Raw genomic sequence first — 17473 nt, 5'->3', positions numbered from 1 at the left:
ATGCCGGCGGGTCGTTACGACTCGCCGCGCCGACGACGGGACGTTACGCTGCCCGGCATGGCCAGACAGGGCTGGGGAATGTCGATCGCCACGGCGATCGGGGTCGCTGCCGGTGCGGGTGCCGCGCAACTGGGCTTCGGATACGGGCTGGGCGTCATCACCTGGACGCCCACCGATGCCGGGGCCACCGACACAGCCTGGGCGGACGGCCTCGCCTGGGCCACCTGGCTCGCCGCCAGCTCGACGGTCCTCGGCGCGGTCTGCGCGCAGCGCCTACACCATCGCAACGCACCGGCGACGGCCGAGCCGCAGGTGACCGGCTCGGAGGCGACGGACGATTCGGACGCCGCGACCGCGCCGGAGCAGGCGACCCTTGGTGCCGAGCGTCCACCTGCCGCCGAAGCCGTCGGCCCGGAGGCGACAGGCGGGCAGGTGGCCGAGACCCCGCCCAACGACCGTGACGGCCTGCTGCGACGGGTGACCCTTGCGCTCGGCGCCGGCCTCGGCGGGCTGGTCACGGTGCTGCTGATCGCCGTACCGGCGCGGGTGGCGACCGGCGCCGACACCGAGGCACCGCAACGGACGGCCGCCGTACAGGCGGTGCTGGGCATCCTGATCGGCGTGCTCGTCGCGATCTGGGCGCTTCGCTCCCGGGCCGCCGCGATCAACGTGACCGCGACTGCCGCCTGGCTCTGGCTGCTCGCGGTGGTCTCGGTGATCGACGGGGTACGCGTCGGACGAGGGCTGACCGGCGCTCAGCTCGGCACCTGGCAGCTCGACCCGGACCACCCGCGGTACTGGATCTCCGACCAGCTCTACTGGCCCGGTGCGCTGCTGGCACTCGTGCCCGCACTGCTGATCGGCGTACTGGCCGCCCGACGGCCCGCCAGGTCGACCGGGCACCGCGCCGGCGCGGCGGCCTCCGGTGCCGCCGGCCCGGTCCTTGTCGCGCTCGCCTACCTGACCACGCTGCCGCACTGGTCGACGCTGGGCCCCGCGCAGCTGTCCACCCAACTGATCGCCCCGTACGCGGTGATCGCCGGTATCGGCGGCTCGGTGCTGGCCGCCGTCCTCGCCGAGCGAGCCGAACGGAGTCGGGCCGGATACCGGCATCGGGCGGACGACCAGAGTGCGGCTGCCCCGGACACGAGAGCCGACTCGACGCCGGCCACGGCCAGCGGGCCGACCCCGAACGCGCTGGCCAACCCACCTTCGGTCGCCGAGGCCGATTCGGTGCCGTCGACTGCCAGAATCCCCGCCCGGCGCAGCAGGTCCGACGCCCGACCGCAGACGCCCAGGACGGGCTCGCTGCCGGGCGAGGCCGCAGGCGCGTCCCGGGTGCCCGCCCCACGTACGCCGGACCTCTCAGGTCCGGTCCATCCTGCCGACGCCGGAGCGGCAGAGAATCCAACGCCAACCAGCCGGGGAACCCGCTCAACCCGCCGCCCCACCCGCCCCACCACGAGCTAGTCGCCAGGTCCGGGCCCGGACCAATCCGCCCGTTGATCATGAAGTTATTGCCACCTCGCCCAGCGTGTCATGGCAATAACTTCATGATCAACGGGGAGGTTGGGGTGCGGGCCTTGGGGGTGGGTTGGGGGGGTCAGGCTACTGGCCAGGTGTGGACGGGCTCGTTGACGCGCTGGAATTCCGCATAGCGCTGGACCATGTGGTGCAGCGCGGCCGGCCGGTCCATGCCGTGGCGTCGTTCGGCCGCCCAGACCGCCTCGGTCTGCCAGACGGCACCGTTACGGCCGGTTCGGCAGCGCTGCTCGATGATGCCGAGCAACCGGTCCCGCTCCGCTGGGGCGACACCGAACCCGTCCAGGCCGGCCGCGGCGGTGGGCAGCAACTGCTCCAGCACCAGCTTGGTGACCGGCACGTCGCCGAGCCCGGGCCAGTGCAGCACGGCGTTGAGGCCACGTCGGGCGGCGGCGTGGAAGTTCTCCTCGGCGGAGCTGAAGGTGAGCTGACTCCAGATCGGACGGTCTGCCTCGGCCAGGCCGCGGGCCAGCCCGAAATAGAAGGCCGCGTTGGCGAGCATGTCCACCACCGTCGGACCGGCCGGCAGCACCCGATTTTCCACCCGCAGGTGCGGGCGGCCGTTCATGATGTCGTAGACCGGGCGGTTCCACCGGTAGACCGTGCCGTTGTGCAGCCGCAGTTCCCCGAGCTGCGGCACACCGCCGGCGTGCAGCACCTCCACCGGGTCCTCGTCCTCGCAGATCGGCAGCAGCGGCGGGAAGTACCGGACGTTCTCCTCGAACAAGTCGAAGATCGACGTGATCCACCGCTCGCCGAACCACACCCGGGGCCGTACGCCCTGGGCCTTGAGCTCGTCCGGACGAGTGTCGGTGGCCTGCTGGAAGAGGGCGATCCGCGTCTCGGCCCACAGTTGGCGGCCGTACAGGAAGGGGCTGTTCGCCCCGATCGCGACCTGCACACCGGCGATGGCCTGGGACGCGTTCCAGTAGTCGGCGAAGCTGTCCGGTGCCACCTGGAGGTGGAACTGGAGGCTGGTGCAGGCTGCCTCGGGGGCGATCGAGTCGGTGTGCGTCCGCAACTGTTCGACGCCGCGGATGTCCAGCTCGATGTCCTCGCCCCGGGCGCCGACGATCTGGTCGTTGAGCACCCGGTAGCGCTCGTTGGTGGAGAGGTTGTCCTCGACCAGGTGCCCCTCGGTGAGGGTGGGCAGGATGCCGACCAGGACGATCTTCGCGTCGGACTTGGCCGCGCGCTCGTCGGCCCGGGAGAGGCTGCCGCGCAGGTCATGTTCGTAGTCGGCGAAGCCAGTGCCCTCGATCAGTCGGGGCTCGGCGTTGAGTTCCAGGTTGAACTGCCCCAGCTCGGTCTGGAAGAGCGGGTCGGCGATGTCGGCGAGGATCTCCTCGTTGCGCATCGCCGGCTCGGCCGCCGAGTCGACCAGGTTGAGCTCGATCTCCAGCCCGGTCATCGGCCGGTCGGCGTCGAACCCGAAGTCGTCGAGCATCAGGGCGAAGACGTCCAGGCACCGACGCACCTTCTGCCGATAGCGGGCGCGATCATCCCGGGTGAAGGCGCCTTGCGGGACGTCCCTGCCCATGTGTGTCCTCCCGACGGCCGACGCGATCGGGATTGTGCCGTCCCGGAAGCGCATTGTGAACCATTCACGTTAGGAGCGCTCACCTGGCCGGGGCCAGAGGCCACCGGCAGTGATCCGACGTCGACCCGGGCGGGCGCGCTCGTGGCGGCATCTGTACCCGGTCGGGGTTCGACCGGACCCGATGACGGTGCAAACATCTCGTGACAATTACCACGGCATCGGCGCCGGGCCGGGAGACGACGCAGGGCCCGCGCCGACGTGCGGCGCGGGCCCTGCGTAAAGATGATCCGGGGGGATCAGGCCTGGCGGATGGCCTCGCCCTCGATCTCGATCTTGATCTTGCGGCCGACCAGCACGCCCCCGGTCTCCAGGGCGACGTTCCAGGTCAGGCCGAACTCCTCGCGGTCAATCTCGGTGCTCGCGGAGAAGCCGAAGATGTCCTGACCGAACGGGCTACGGCCGACACCCTCGAACTCCACCTCCAGCTCGACCGGCCGGGTGACGTCCTTGATGCTCAGCTCACCGGTGAGCACGAACTCGTTGCCGCGACGGGATTTGACCCCGGTGCTGCGGAACTCGAGCGTCGGGAACTTCTCCGAGTCCAGGAACTCGGGGCTGCGCAGGTGTGCGTCCCGGTCGGTCTGGGTGGTGTCGATGCTGGCCGCCTGGATGGTCGCGACGACCGACGACTGCAGCGGGTCCTCGGAAACGGTGATGGTGGCGGTCGCCTCGTTGAACTCACCGCGGACCTTGCTCACCATCATGTGCCGGGCAACGAAGCCCACTCGCTTGTGCGCCACGTCGAGCGCGTAGGTGCCGGCCGTCGGGATGGTGAGGCCGTCCCAGTCGCGGGTAACTGCATCGATGCTGCTGGTCATGCTGCTGTCCTCCAGGAGAATTGTTTAGTAGCCCAACGACTGCTTGAGCAAATATAACCGCAACAACATTCCCCGTGTCAAGTACTGGTAGGATGAACGAGTGACCAACGTCTTCGACGATCCTCGGATCACCGCCGTCGGCCTGCTCTTCGAGGCATACGCCGGGCTGTCGGCCCGGTTCAACGCCCAACTCGAGGAGCACGGCCTCTCCGCGGTCGAGTTCGAGGTCATCACCCGCCTGGCCCGCTCACCGGGCAATCAACTTCGCATGACCGACCTCGCCGCGCAGACCTCCCTGTCGACCAGCGGCGTGACGCGCGTGGTGGACCGGATGGAACGGGACGGGTTGCTCACCCGGCGGGCGTGTCCGAACGACCGGCGCAGCTCGTACGCGGTGGTCACCGCCGCCGGAATGAACCGACTGAACGAGACGCTACCCGGGCACCTGCAGATGATCGAGCAATGGTTCACCGGCCAGCTCGACCCCGAGGCGCTGGCGGCTCTTCTCGACGGGCTGCGCCGGGTCCGCGACGCCGCACATCCGTGTGCCACCGCCGGCAGCGACGGCGTCAGCACTGAGCAGCAGATCGCCGGCACCGACATCGTCCGCCAGCCTTGAGCACCGCGCGCTGACGGGCTGGCAGTACCGGCAGAAAGACCGGCAGAACTGACCCAGCCAAGCCGGAGGATTCGGTCTAAACCGACTTTCTGCCCCCGTAGCGGTGGCAGGCTTCGTGCACCGGGGATCACCGGGGGGTGACGGCGCGGGCGGACAGCGAGGGGCAGCACCAAGGGGGCTTTCCGTCCGCGCCACTCTCCCGCCCCGGCCGCCTCAGCCGCGCCCAGAGCCCCTGGTCCGTCGCGACTACTGGGCTGCCGGCCCGCCCCGAGCGGCGGTCAATGCGTAGAGCAGTCCCGACTCCTGCGGCAGTAGCCGGATGCCGCTCTCCTGGCACACCCGGTCCAGCCGGTCGAGGACCGCCGGGTCGGCAGTGCTCGCGGCCAGTCCCACCAGCGCCTCCACCGCGTCTCTGCGATCCTGACCCGCGTCGTCGGCGGCGGCGGCGAACCACTCGGCGGCCAGCTCCCGATCACCCAGGTGCAGCGCCAGATTTCCCTCGATCAACGCACAGCGCCCCACCTCCGGCGCACCCCAGGACAGCGCCGCGTCATCCGAGCGCTGACGCGGTGGCACGGGTCGCCGGGCCGGCGTACGCACCGATCCGACCCCGGCAGCCTCGGCGGCCCCCGCGCGCAGCTCGGTCAGCACCTCGGTCGCCTCCGCGCCACGCCCATCCTGGGCGAGCGCCAACCCGACCGTCCCGAGCACCCGGCGTCGGCGCCCCGGATCACCCAGCTCGGACAACGCCGTGATCGTCCGCCGGCCCTGGTCGACGGCGTCCGCGTACCAGCCCTCCAGGCGGGCGACCTCGGCGCGGTTGGCCCAGGCCAGCACCCGCAGTCGCTGCTCCCCACTCTCGGCGGCGAGTCGGTCCGCCGCAGCGAGCCGGCGGCGAGCCGCTGCCAGGTCGCCAGCCCGGATCTCGTGCCAGGCAAGGCTGTTCTGGGCCACCGCCAGGTCTCGGGTCCGGCCGTTGCGGGCAGCCAACCGCAGCAGAGTCTCGGCCTGCCCGCGAGCCTCGGCCTGCCGGCCGACGGAGATCAGCAGGGTGCCGAGCACGTTTCGCGCCTCCAACTCCCCGGTGACATCGCCGGCCTGCCGGAAGGTGTCCAACGCCGCTTGCGCCGTCGGCAGTTCCTCGGCGCCCGCGCCGTGCTCGGCCGCGAGCCGGGCAACCCCGAGGGCGGCCCAGCCGCGCAGGACCGGATCGGCCTCGGCGGTACGCGGGTCCGCCAGCAGGCGCCGCAGCCACTGCCGACCGGCGACGTCGCGCCCACGGAACCGCCACCAGCGGGTCAGGCAGGCCGCCAGCCGCAGCGCGGTCAACGGGTCGTCGGTGGCCGCGTGGGCCAGCGACGAGCTGATGTCACTGCTCATGTCGTCCAGCCGGTGCACCGCTTCGGGCAACCGTGGACCGACCAGGTCGGTCGCGGTCCGCGCCACCAGGCGCGTGATCACCTCCGCGTGCCGGCGCCGGATGCAGGTCAGCTCACCCCCGCCGGCCGCCTGCTCGACGGCATATTCGCGGACCGCGTCGAGCAGCCGGAACCGGAACGACCCGGTGCCGCGTACGCTCAGCAGCCCGAGCTCGACGAACCGGTCCAGCATCGGAACCAGGTCGATCGCCACCGTGCCGTCCCGGTCGGCCTCGTCGGCGAGCATCTCCTCAGCCAACTCCACCGACCAACGGTTGCCGAACACGGCGAGCTGCCGCAGCGCTGCCCGCTCGTCCGGTGCCAGCAATCGGTAGCTGGTCGCCACCGCGTCCCGCAGGGTGACCGTGGCCGCCGCCACCGCCGCACGGCTGGTGTCGGGGCCGCTCGACTGACGGGTGAGCGTATCCGGTGCGTCCCAGCCGGGGTGCGCCGCCGGATCGGCGGGAGTGGCGAGGTCGAGCACCCGGTCGCCGTACCGGTCAAGCAGCTCGGTGAGGTCGAGGAGTCGGCCCCGGGCGGCCATCAGCTCGATGGCCAGGGGTAGCCCTCCCAGCCGACGAACCAGCGCGGCAAGCGCTGGCTGCTCCTCCGGGGTGGGCGGCTCCCGGCGGACCTGAGCGAGCCGGGCGGTGAACAACGCGACCGCCGGCCATGATCCGAGCGTGGCCGGTCCTGCACGTTCGGCGTCCGGTGGCGGCACGTCGAGCGGCGCGACTGGCCAGACCAGCTCGCCGGGTAACCCGACCGGGTGCCGTCCGGTGACCAACACCCGCAGCGAGGGCAGGGCACCGATCAGCCGGTGCAGGGTCGCGGCCACCGGGCTCGGGGCGCGTTCCACCGCGTCCATCACCAGCAGCGCCGGCCGCCCGGCGAGCCGGGCCACGAGTTCCGATAGCCGCGCCGCGCCGAGCACGGCCATCGAGGCGGCGAGCACGTCCGGCCCGTCCGAGCCCTCGCCGACCAGCACCCCGGCCACGCCGCCCGGGTGAGCGAAGGCCACCAGGTGCGCCACCGACGTCGCCAGTGCGGTCTTGCCGACTCCGGCCAACCCGACCAGGCTCACCAACCGAGGCCCACGCTCCGCCGTCAGCATCCCGGCCAGCTCGCTGAGGTCGCGGTCCCGGCCGATCAGCGCGACCGGTGGCGGGAGGGCGACCGGCGGGTCGGCGGGTGCGGCTGCCGACGTGGTTCTGCCGCCGATCGCGAGCGCCGTCGAGGTGGCGTCCGGCCGGGTTGACTCGGCGTCGGAGAGCCCGCGGGCCGCGGCCAGGAACGCCACCCGGTTGGCGCCGGTCAGCGCCAGCGCCGCAGCGAGCAGCTCGACTGTGGTGCGTTGTGGCCGCACCGACCGACCGCGCTCCAGGTCACGCACCGTCCGCACGCCCACCCCGGATCGGGACGCCAGCTCGGCCTGGGTCAGGCCGGCGGCGCGTCGATGCCCGCGGAGCAGCTCCGGCAGAGCGGTACGGCCAGCCGGGCTCCGCGACCGATCATGAGGCGGAGTCATGGGCACGAAGAGTACGGATCGACGCCGACCATCGGCAGTCGAACGTCGGGCTATTGACGCCCACCCGCCGAAACCCGACAGCCGTACGGACAGCCCGCCGGGCCGAGCCGGTGGACCCGCTCGGCCGGACCGCTCAGAGACCCAGGTCGCGAGCGATGATCATTCGCTGCACCTCGCTGGTGCCCTCGCCGATTTCCAGGATCTTGGAGTCCCGCCAGAACCGGGCCACCGGGTACTCGTTCATGAAGCCGTACCCGCCATGGATCTGGGTGGCCTCCCGGGCGTTGTCCACCGCGATCGTGCTGGCGTGCAGCTTGGCGATGGCGGCTTGCCGCTTGAACGGCTCGCCGGCCAGCATCCGGGCGGCGGCGTCGTAATAGGCCAGCCGGGCGGTGTGCGCCTTCAGCTCCATGTCCGCGATCTTGAACTGGATGGCCTGGTTGGCGCCGATCGGCCGGCCGAAGGCGTGCCGCTCCGTCGCGTACTTGATCGACTCGTCGACACAGCCCTGAGCGAGGCCGACGGCCAGCGCGGCGATGGCGATTCGGCCCTCGTCGAGGATCCGCAGGAACTGGGCGAAACCCCGGCCCCGCTCGCCGAGCAGGTTGGCCGCCGGCACCCGGCAGTCGTCGAAGGTCAACTCGTGGGTGTCCGAGGCGGTCCAGCCCACCTTGGAGTAGCCCGGCGCCACGGTGAACCCGGGCGTGCCGGCCGGCACGATGATGGTCGACAACTCCTTGGAGCCGTCCGGATTCGTGCCGGTCACCGCCGTGACGGTCACCATGGCCGTGATGTCGGTCCCCGAGTTGGTGATGAACGCCTTCGACCCGTTGATCACCCACTCGTCGCCGTCGAGCGCCGCCCGCGTCTGCGTGCCGGCGGCGTCGGAGCCGGTGCCCGGCTCGGTGAGACCGAAACCGGCAAGCGCCTCGCCGCTGAGCAGCTTGGGCAGCCAGGTCGCCTTCTGCTCCTCGGTGCCGAAGCGGTAGATCGGCATCGCGCCCAGCGAGACCGCCGCCTCCAGCGTGATGGCCACGCTGGAGTCGACCCGGGCCAACTCCTCCAGGGCCAGGCAGAGCGCGAAGTAGTCGCCGCCCATGCCACCGTGCTCCTCGGCGAAGGGCAGGCCGAACAGGCCCATCTTGCCCATCTGCCGGATCACCTCGTACGGGAACGTGTGCTGCTCGTAGTGCTCGGCGATGACCGGGGCGACCACCTCGCGCGCGAAGTCCCGCACGCTTTCCCGCAGCGCCGCTTGTTCGTCGGTGAGCCGGAAGTCCATCTCATCCTCCTGTAAGGACGGTCCGCCGGGCGCTCGTGACGCCGGGGCGGGTCGCTGTGGGGCCTGGGTCGAGGATCAGACCGGGGTGACGCCGTGCCGACGGCGGGAGAAGTGCCGATCCTTCGTACGCGCCGCCGCGAATCGACGGACCAACTCGGTGCGCAGGTCGTGCGGCTCGACGATGGCGTCCACCACCAGCTCGCTGGCGAGCCGGAGGACGTCGATGTCCTGCTCGTACTCGGCCCGCTTGGCGGCGACGAAAGCGGCCCGCTGGTCCGCGTCCGGGATGGCGGCGATCTTGTTGGCGTAGACCGCGTTCACGGCGGCCTCGGCCCCCATCACCGCGATCTTCGCGGTCGGCAGTGCGATCGTGGCGTCCGGCTCGAACCCGGGGCCGGCCATCGCGTAGAGGCCGGCGCCGTACGCCTTGCGGACCACCACGCAGATCTTCGGCACCGTCGCCTCGGAGATCGCGGTGATCATCTTGGCGCCGTGCCGGATGATGCCCTGCTTCTCCACCACGCTGCCGACCATGAAGCCGGGTACGTCGCTGAGGAACAGCAGCGGCACGTTGAACGCGTCGCACAGCTGCACGAACCGGGTCGCCTTGTCGGCCGAGTCGACGAAGAGCACACCGCCCTTGAACATCGAGTTGTTGCCGACCACGCCGACAACCGCACCGTCGAGGCGGCCGAAGCCGATGGTCAATTCCTTGGCCCAGAGTGCCTGGATCTCGAAGAACGAACCCTCGTCGAGCAGGCCCTTGACGTACCGCCGCATGTCGAACGCCTGCCGCTCGCTGGCCGGCACCAGCGCGGCCAGGTCGGCCTTCGCGGGCGCCGCGACCGCCGGCGCGGTCGGCGGCTGCTGCGTCCAGTTCGCCGGCAGGTACGACAGGTAGGTCTTCACCACGTCGAGCGCGTCGGCTTCGGTCTTGCAGAGGAAATGCCCGACACCGGATTCGGCGGTGTGCACCTTGGCCCCGCCCATCGCCTCCAGGGTGGTCTTCTCGCCGGTGACCATCTCGACCATGCGGTCGGAGCCGAGATACATGCTCGCGTTGCCGTCGACCAGGGCCACCACGTCGCAGAACGCCGGAATGTACGCCCCACCGGCGGCGCTCGGGCCGAACAACGCGCACACCTGTGGGATCGAACCGGAGGCGCGCACCTGGTTCCAGAAGATCTTGCCGGCGCCACGCCGGCCGGGGAAGAGGTCGACCTGGTCGGTGATCCGGGCGCCGGCCGAGTCGACCAGGTAGACCATGGGCACGCCGGCGCCGTACGCCCGCTCGATGATCCGAATGATCTTTTCGACGGTGCGAGCGCCCCAGCTGCCGGCCTTGACGGTGGAGTCGTTGGCCATCAGGCAGACCTGCCGGCCATCGATCGTGGCGGTCCCGGTGACCACGCCGTCGGCGGGCAGCCCTTCGGCCAGCGTGTTGGCGTAGAGGCCGTCCTCGACGAACGAGCCCTCGTCGACCAGGAGCGCGACCCGCTCCCGGGCGAAGAGCTTGCCCTTGGCCGCGTTGGCCGCGTGGTATTTGTCCGCGCCGCCGGACCGGGCCCGCTTGCGCAGCTGCTCCAGTGCCTCACCGTCGAGCGTCACGCCGACTCCCTCGCCATACTCAACTGAACGATCGTTAGGCTAGCGCATCGGCGCGACTGTCGGCGACCCACGAGCGAATCAGACAGCGAAGCCAAGAGCAAGACATTGAAAAACATAAATACTTGTCGCTAGGCTCCTGGCACCCCTCCTCCCGGATTGGAGTCAGCGATGACCTCACGACTCAATCGGCTCGCCGTCACGGTGCTCGCGACGGCACTCGCCACCCTCGGCGTCACGGTCGCCAACCCCTCGCCCGCGTCCGCCGCCATGACCATCTGCTACAACACCAGCCAGGCGGGAAACTACGCCGGCACCGCCAACCAGGCCGCCTCGATCTGGAACAACGCCACCGTCAACCTGACGCTCTCCGCCAACTGCGGCTCGAACCTGCGGATCTACCAGATCACCGGCGGTGGCTCGTACGCCGTGCGGACCAGCCTCGGTAACGGCCGGGTCTACATCGACACCCAGCAGGCGGCGCAGTACAGCCCGCTCCGGATCATGACCCACGAGATCGGGCACATCCTCGGCCTGCCGGACAACTACAACGGGAACTGTTCGCTGCTGATGTCCGGTGGCAGTGCCGGCACCAGCTGCACCAACCCGTACCCGAGCACCGCCGAGGCGAACCGGGTGAGCAGCCTCTTCGCCGGCACCTTCGCCGCCACCGAGCGCAGCACGGACCGCGCCGGGGCGGACATCTTCCGCGGCAGCTGGCCGAGCATGCTCACCTCCGTGAGCTGATCAGCCGGATACGACGGAGGGGCCGGCATCGTGCCGGCCCCTCCCCGCGTTCCCGAACGGTCAGCTCGGCATCGGCGTCAGCCGGGTGCGCGGGCCCGCGCGCAGCACACCGGACGGCAGTTTCTTGCCGAGCAACTCCTCGGCCAGCTCCGCCACCTCGATGAGGGCCGCCAGGTCGATGCCGGTGTCGATGCCCATGTCATGCAGCATGTGCACCGCCTCCTCGGTGGCCAGGTTGCCGCTCGCCCCCGGCGCGTACGGGCAGCCACCCAGGCCACCGACGCTGGCGTCGAACTCGGTCACCCCCAGCTCCAGCGCGGTCAACAGGTTGGCCAACGCCGTACCCCTGGTGTTGTGGAAGTGCAGCAGCACCGGCACGTGCGCGTTGCGGTCGCGTACCGCGGTCAGCAGCTCGCGGACCCGGCGCGGAGTGCCCATGCCGGTGGTGTCGCCGAACGCGACCCGGTCCGCGCCGTCGCGGACCACCCGGTCCACGATTCCGGCCACCCGCTCCGGGTCGATGTCCCCCTCGTACGGGCAGCCGAAGCTGGTCGCCACGATCACCTCGACCCGCGCCGAGGCGCCGTGCAGCAGGTCGATCAGCTCGGCGATGTCGTCCAGCGACTCGTCGGTGGATCGGTTGACGTTGCGCCGGTTGTGCGTGTCACTGGCCGAGACCACCACCTCGATCTCGGTGAACCCGGCGGCGAGAGCTCGCTGGGCACCCCGGGTGTTCGGCACCAGCGCCGAGTAACGCACCCCGTCGGCCTTCACCGCCCGCTGCCACACCTCGTCGGCGTCGGCCATCTGCGGGATCGCCTTCGGGTGCACGAACGACACGGCCTCGATCCGGCGGACGCCGGTGAGGGACAGCGCGTCGAGCAGCCGCACCTTGGCATCGGTCGGAATCGGGTCCTCGTTCTGCAACCCGTCCCGCGGCCCAACCTCACGGATCGACACGGAATGTGGCAGCTGACTCATTGGTCACCTCGCTGTGACGTCGGGTCGGGATAGCAGAGCAAAGGGCGTGGATACCAGTCTCGCCGGGCCGCCGGGCCGCCGGGCGACGACCTGACCGGTCAGCGCATGCGGGACACGATTCCCGTGTCGTAGGTGCCGGAGAGGAACTCGTCGTTCTCCAGCAGCTCGGCGAAGAACGGGACGTTGTTCTTCGGGCCCTCGATCTGGAAGGCGGCGACTGCGGCCTTCGCGCGCTCGAGCACCTCGTCCCGGGTGGCACCGCTGATGATCAGCTTGGCCAGCAGACTGTCGTAGAACGGGGTGACCGTGTTGCCCTCGATATAGCCGGAGTCCACCCGGACACCCGCACCCGTCGGCTCCACCCAGGTCCTGATCACGCCGGGCCCGGGCAGGAAGCGCTTCGGGTCCTCGGCGTTGATCCGCAGCTCGATGGCGTGGCCACGCGGGGTCAGCGCGTCCGGGTCGAAGGTCGGCGCCAACCCGGACGCCACCCGCAACTGCTCCTCGACCAGGTCGACGCCGTAGACGTACTCGGTAACCGGGTGCTCCACCTGCAGCCGCGTGTTCATCTCCAGGAAGAAGAACTCGCCGGAGGTTGGATCGAGTAGGCACTCCACGGTCCCCGCGTTGCGGTAACCGACCGCCTCACCGGCGCGCACCGCCGCCGCCAGGAGGCGGGACCGCAGCTCCGGCGACACGGCCGGCGACGGGGACTCCTCGACCAGCTTCTGGTTGCGCCGCTGCACCGAGCACTCCCGCTCGCCGAGCGCCACCACCCGGCCGTCGGCCAGGCCGAGGATCTGCACCTCGACGTGACGCACCCGGGGGAAGTACCGCTCGATCAACACCGAGCCGTCACCGAACATCCGCTCGGCGAACGCGCGTACCTTCCCGTACTCGGTGCGCAGCGCGGCCTCGTCGACGGCCACACCCATGCCCATGCCGCCGCCACCGGCCGCGGCCTTGACCATCACCGGGTAACCGATCTCGGCGGCGGCCGTCACCGCGGCGTCCAGGTCGGCGGCCGGGTCGGTGGTGCCGGGCGCGACCGGAACGCCGGCCGCCGCCATCAGGTTCCGAGCGTTGATCTTGTCGCCCATCGCGGTGATCGCGTCCGCGCCGGGCCCGACCCAGATCAGGCCGCTCGACTCGACGGTACGGGCGAACTCGGCGTTCTCCGACAGAAAGCCATACCCGGGGTGGATGGCCTGCGCGCCGGTCGCCTTCGCGGCGGCGAGGATCGCCTCGACGTTGCGGTAGCTCTGCGCCGGGTTCGGCGGGCCGATGAGGACCGCCTCGTCCGCCTCGGCAACGAACGGCAGGTCGGCATCGGCCTCCGAGTACACCGCGATCGCGCGGATGCCGAGCCGCTTGGCGGTCCGAATGATCCGGCGGGCGATTTCGCCCCGATTGGCGACCAGCAGTGACTCGATCATGTTTCCTCCCGGCGTCCGGATGGTGGGACGATAGTTAGGGAATCATGACCGGCAGGCTTCTGACGAGTCGGGCTCAGGCGAGCAGCGCGGCCAGGGTGGCGTCGCGCAGCAGCTCGGCGCGGCGTCGCCGATCCACCTCACCGCCGAGGAACGGGGTCGAGTTCATCAGGCCGAACGCGGCGTGCGCGAGCACCCGCGCCTCGCCGTCGGGCATGCCCGGGTGCAGCGCGGTGAGCACGGTGACCCATTCCTCGACGTAGAGCCGTTGCAGGCGACGGATCCGCCGCCGCGGCTCCTCCGGCAGGCGGTCCAGCTCGTGCAGGTGCAACGCGATCACCGCCGGGTTGGCCAGCGCGAACTCGACGTGGAAGTCGATCAGCGACTCCAGCACACCGCGCGGATCGTCCGGGTGCCCGGCGGCGCGTTCCCGCCCGCCGGCCAGCAACCCGTCACTGACCGGGATCAGCGCGGCGGCCAGCATCGCCTCCTTGCCGGCGAAGTGGTGGTAGAGCGCCGGACCGGTGACCCCGGCCGCCGCGCCGATGTCGTCCATCGACACACCGTGGTAGCCACGGGCGGCGAACAGACCGACCGCGATTTCCAGGATTTCGTCCTTGCGGGACCTGCGCCGGCCCGCGCCCGCCGCACCCCGTGCCTGCTGCTCCACCGTCACCGGGCAAGCGTAGACCGCGAGCTGCCTGTGGTGGAGCGGCGGTTGAAGGTCGACTGCGGCTTGACCCTCGACCCGGTTGAACCCGCACGGTCACCCGCATGACCTCCTCCGCTCTCGGCCGGGACTTCCGGCTGCTCTGGTCCGCCGCCGTCTCGTCGCGGTTCGGGGACGCGCTGCGTACCCCGGCGCTGGCCCTGCTGGCCGCGACCGTGACCCGCGACCCGCGGGTCATCGCGGCGGTCACCGTGGCGGGTCAGTTGCCGCCACTGCTGTTCGGCCTGCTCGGCGGCGTGTACGCGGACCGCTGGGACCGGCGGCGGACGATGGCCCTGGTCGACGGGGTACGCGCTGCCGTGGTAACGGCGCTGGCCGTAGTGGTCGCGCTGAACCGGGTCAGCGTCCTGGTGCTGCTGGTGGCGGCGTTTCTGCTCGCCGCGTTGGGCACCTTCTTCGACTCCGCCTCGTTCGCGCTGCTCCCGGCGCTGGTGCCGCCGGACGCGCTGCCCCGGGCGAACGGCCGGCTCCAGGCGGGGTCCGCAGTCGCCGGTGGTTTCCTCGGGGCGCCCGCCGCCGGTGTCCTGTTCGCCGTCGCCCCGGCCCTCCCGTTCGCCCTCGACGCCGTCACCTTCGCGGCGGCGGCCCTGCTCGTGCTGGCCCTCACCCCGACTCCCGTCGCGAGCGTGACCGCCCGCCCCGGAGCGCGGCGCGGATCGGTGTGGGGCGAGATCGTCGAAGGACTGCGCTGGCTGCGTGCGCACCGGCCCCTGTGGCGGATCACCGTCCTCGCCGCCGCGAGCAACCTGGCGATCAGCGGAATCATGGCGGTGCTGGTGCTCTACGCGCTGGACGTGCTGCGGGTGCCGCCGGCCGGGTACGGGCTGTTCGCCGCCGCCGCCATCGTCGGGGGCGTGGCCGGGGCGCTCGGGGCGGGACAGCTCGCCGCCTGGCTCGGCACGGTGCCGGCGCTGCGGGTGGTGCTGGCCGTGGAGACCGTGGCGCTGACCGGGTTCGCGCTGGCCCGGCATCCGGTGCCGGGTGGGATCGCGCTGGCCGTCTTCGCCGCCGGCACGGTGGTGTGGAACAGCCTCTGCGCGTCGTACGGGCAGCGGCACGTGCCGAGCGAGCTGCTCGGCCGGGTCGGTGCGGCCCAGCGGATGGTCGGTCTGCTCACCGCGCCGCTCGGGGCGGCGCTCGCCGGGCTGGCCGCCTCGGCGTACGGCACGGTGCCGGTGACGGGCGCGGCGGCGGGGACGTTCGCGCTGGTCACCCTCGCGGCATGGCGGGCACTGCGGCCAGCCGCGCCCGGCGTGCTGAGCCGCAGCGGCGCGGTCTAGCCCGGCGTTCGCTCCCGGTGGGACAGCCCGGACAGGCGCAGCGCGATCCGCCGACGGGCCGGTGGGACGGCACCGAGCAGCCGGAGCAGCATGTCTCGGGCGGGCCGACCGGCGGGGGAGGTGCCGGCCAACCTGGTCAGCCCGGCGGCGAAGCTCATCACGTCCTCGGCCATCGGCCGTTGCCGGGTGTTGTAGTCGTCGAGCAGCGTCTCCGGGCCACCGTCGAGCACGTCCGCCACGGCGGTGCCGAGCGCGACCGCGTCGCAGATGCCGAGGTTCATGCCCTGCCCACCGGCCGGGCTGTGCACGTGCCCGGCGTCGCCGGCCAGCAGCACCGGCCCGGCTCGGAAGGTGTCGGCGATCCGGTGGTGCACCCGGAACCGGGAGCCCCAGATCACGTCGGTAACCCGGTCGGGTCGTCGCGCTGGGCCGCGCTCGTCGAGCAGCGCCTGAAGGTAGGCCGCGTCCGGGTCGGCCGGGGCCGTCTGCACGGCGGCGACCAACCGGACCACCCCGCCGGGGAGTGGCGCCCAGACCAGCGGCCCGGGGCGGGCGAGGAAGAGCGCCGCCTCGTCGCGGGGCAGCACGCTGCGCACCCGCACGTCGGCGAGGACGAAGGACTCCTCGTCGCTGCTCCCGGTGAAGCCGATGCCGGCCAACTGCCGGACGGTGCTGTGCAGGCCGTCCGCGCCGACCACGAACCGGGCGCGCAGCGCCTCTCCGTCGACCTGCGCGAGCAGGCCTTCTCCAGCGCGGCTCAGCCCGGTGAGCTGGCGCGACCGTCGTATCTGGACACCGAGTTCGGCCAACTTCTCGGTGAGCACGGCTTCGGTGACCGCCTGGGAGACCAGCAGCGCGTAGGGAAAGCGGGACGGCAGTTCGTGGAACGGCACCGACAACAGCACCCGGTCCCGGTCGCGCACGGTGAAGCGCGGCGTCCGCAGGGCCTGGGCGACCAGCGGCGCCGCGGCGCCGATCCGGTCCAGCACCTCCAGGGTGTACGCGTGCACGACCGCCGCACGGGAGGTCGTCGGCGGCTCGGCCAGTTGGTCCAGCACGGTCACCTCGATCCCGCGCCGGGCCAGCGTCAGCGCGGTGGCGAGACCGGTGGGGCCAGCGCCCACCACCAGGACGTCAGTGCTCGTGGGCAGCATGGCCACCTCCAGAAGATCTTTGCCAACGCCTGTTGGCAAACGCTTGTTGGCGACGCTAGAGCCCTGTCGATTGCGTTGTCAACAGTTGTTGGCATACGGTCGTTGACATGACAGCGTCCGCCCAGCCGAACCATCCCCGCCGCTCGGACGCCACCCGGGCGGCGATCCTGCGAGCGGCCCGGGAACGGTTCGCGGCGGACGGATACGAGCGCGCCACGATCAGGGCCATCGCCGCCGACGCCCGGATCGACCCTTCGATGGTCATGCGTTACTACGGCAGCAAGGAGGGCCTCTTCGCGGCGGCGGCCGAGTTCGACCTCCGCCTGCCCGACCTGGCCCCGGTGCCGCCCGCACGTCTCGGCGAGGTGCTGGTCCGGCACTTCCTCGCCAGGTGGGAAGGCGACGAGACGCTCGTGGCGCTGCTCCGGGCCGCCAGCACCAATCCGGGCGCGGCCGAACGGATGCGTGGCATCTTCGCCGACCAACTCACCGCTGCCGTGGCCGCGTTCGGCACCGACCCGGCGCTGACCGCCCGACGTGCCGGCCTGGTGGCCAGTCAGGTCCTCGGCCTCGCCTACACCCGATACGTCGTCCGCCTGCCGCCCATGGTGGACACCACACCGGAGGAACTGGTCTCCTGGATCGCACCGACCCTCCAGCGCTATCTGACTGGAATGCCGCAGAGCTGACCCAACCTTTCGGCCCTCCCCGTGCGTCTGCCAGGTGACGCGCAACT

The 17473-nt window shown here is 71.4% G+C and carries 14 protein-coding genes; 5 read left to right on the top strand and 9 right to left on the bottom strand.

Going from position 1 to position 17473, the window contains the following annotated elements; all coding sequences use genetic code 11:
- The first annotated feature begins 57 nt into the window (after positions 1-57).
- Entirely contained in the window at positions 58-1470 is a 1413-nt protein-coding gene (locus tag OG811_RS11000) for a hypothetical protein (RefSeq protein ID WP_406073905.1), read from the top strand.
- 133 nt (positions 1471-1603) lie between these two features.
- Here the strand turns inward: OG811_RS11000 and OG811_RS10995 are convergent, their stop codons facing one another.
- Positions 1604-3082 carry a glutamate--cysteine ligase gene (locus OG811_RS10995; RefSeq protein ID WP_406073903.1) on the bottom strand — a complete coding sequence of 493 codons (1479 nt, stop codon included), beginning with the start codon at positions 3080-3082 and terminating at the stop codon, positions 1604-1606.
- Positions 3083-3378: 296 nt separating this feature from the next.
- Positions 3379-3960 (bottom strand): YceI family protein, encoded by a 582-nt coding sequence (locus tag OG811_RS10990; protein WP_406073902.1) that lies wholly within the window; start codon positions 3958-3960, stop codon positions 3379-3381.
- Between the two features lie 100 nt (positions 3961-4060).
- On the opposite strand from OG811_RS10990, the gene OG811_RS10985 reads away from it, so the two are divergent.
- A complete protein-coding gene (locus OG811_RS10985) occupies positions 4061-4579 on the top strand; it encodes a MarR family winged helix-turn-helix transcriptional regulator (protein ID WP_406073901.1) in 519 nt (172 codons plus the stop codon).
- A 246-nt stretch (positions 4580-4825) separates the two neighbouring features.
- Here the strand turns inward: OG811_RS10985 and OG811_RS10980 are convergent, their stop codons facing one another.
- The 3 genes from OG811_RS10980 to OG811_RS10970 form a co-directional block, all read right to left on the bottom strand.
- Positions 4826-7525 (bottom strand): ATP-binding protein, encoded by a 2700-nt coding sequence (locus tag OG811_RS10980; protein ID WP_406073899.1) that lies wholly within the window; start codon positions 7523-7525, stop codon positions 4826-4828.
- 133 nt (positions 7526-7658) lie between these two features.
- Positions 7659-8807, bottom strand: a complete 1149-nt coding sequence (locus OG811_RS10975; RefSeq protein ID WP_406073897.1) for an acyl-CoA dehydrogenase family protein — start codon at positions 8805-8807, stop codon at positions 7659-7661.
- A 75-nt stretch (positions 8808-8882) separates the two neighbouring features.
- The gene (locus OG811_RS10970; RefSeq protein WP_406073896.1) at positions 8883-10415 is read right to left on the bottom strand and encodes an acyl-CoA carboxylase subunit beta; all 1533 of its coding nucleotides are present in this window, start codon (positions 10413-10415) and stop codon (positions 8883-8885) included.
- A gap of 168 nt (positions 10416-10583) precedes the next feature.
- Here OG811_RS10970 and OG811_RS10965 point away from each other — a divergent pair, with 168 nt between their 5' ends.
- The gene (locus OG811_RS10965) at positions 10584-11159 is read left to right on the top strand and encodes a snapalysin family zinc-dependent metalloprotease (protein WP_406073894.1); all 576 of its coding nucleotides are present in this window, start codon (positions 10584-10586) and stop codon (positions 11157-11159) included.
- A 60-nt stretch (positions 11160-11219) separates the two neighbouring features.
- On the opposite strand, the gene OG811_RS10960 is transcribed toward OG811_RS10965, so the two are convergent.
- The 3 genes from OG811_RS10960 to OG811_RS10950 all read right to left on the bottom strand — a co-directional run bounded on the left by OG811_RS10960 (position 11220) and on the right by OG811_RS10950 (position 14249).
- Positions 11220-12140, bottom strand: a complete 921-nt coding sequence (locus OG811_RS10960; RefSeq protein ID WP_406073893.1) for a hydroxymethylglutaryl-CoA lyase — start codon at positions 12138-12140, stop codon at positions 11220-11222.
- A gap of 98 nt (positions 12141-12238) precedes the next feature.
- Complete coding sequence (locus OG811_RS10955) at positions 12239-13576, bottom strand: acetyl/propionyl/methylcrotonyl-CoA carboxylase subunit alpha (protein ID WP_406073891.1); 1338 nt, start codon at positions 13574-13576, stop codon at positions 12239-12241.
- Positions 13577-13649: 73 nt separating this feature from the next.
- Positions 13650-14249: a TetR/AcrR family transcriptional regulator gene (locus tag OG811_RS10950; RefSeq protein WP_406073890.1), complete on the bottom strand. Its 600-nt coding sequence runs from the start codon at positions 14247-14249 to the stop codon at positions 13650-13652.
- Between the two features lie 98 nt (positions 14250-14347).
- Between OG811_RS10950 and OG811_RS10945 the strand changes: the two genes are divergently transcribed.
- A complete protein-coding gene (locus OG811_RS10945; RefSeq protein ID WP_406073889.1) occupies positions 14348-15583 on the top strand; it encodes an MFS transporter in 1236 nt (411 codons plus the stop codon).
- Here OG811_RS10945 and OG811_RS10940 read toward each other — a convergent pair.
- Complete coding sequence (locus OG811_RS10940) at positions 15580-16737, bottom strand: FAD-dependent oxidoreductase (RefSeq protein ID WP_406075649.1); 1158 nt, start codon at positions 16735-16737, stop codon at positions 15580-15582. The genes OG811_RS10945 and OG811_RS10940 overlap by 4 nt on opposite strands.
- Before the next feature lie 107 nt (positions 16738-16844).
- Between OG811_RS10940 and OG811_RS10935 the strand changes: the two genes are divergently transcribed.
- On the top strand, positions 16845-17426 hold the full coding sequence (locus OG811_RS10935) for a TetR family transcriptional regulator (protein ID WP_406073887.1): 582 nt from the start codon (positions 16845-16847) through the stop codon (positions 17424-17426).
- The last annotated feature ends 47 nt before the right edge of the window (positions 17427-17473 follow it).

It is taken from the genome of Micromonospora sp. NBC_01638 (genome assembly GCF_045209745.1).
Taxonomy (GTDB): Bacteria; Actinomycetota; Actinomycetes; order Mycobacteriales; family Micromonosporaceae; genus Micromonospora.
Note: the sequence above shows the minus strand (reverse complement) of the source record. Positions and strands in the feature narration are given on the sequence as shown.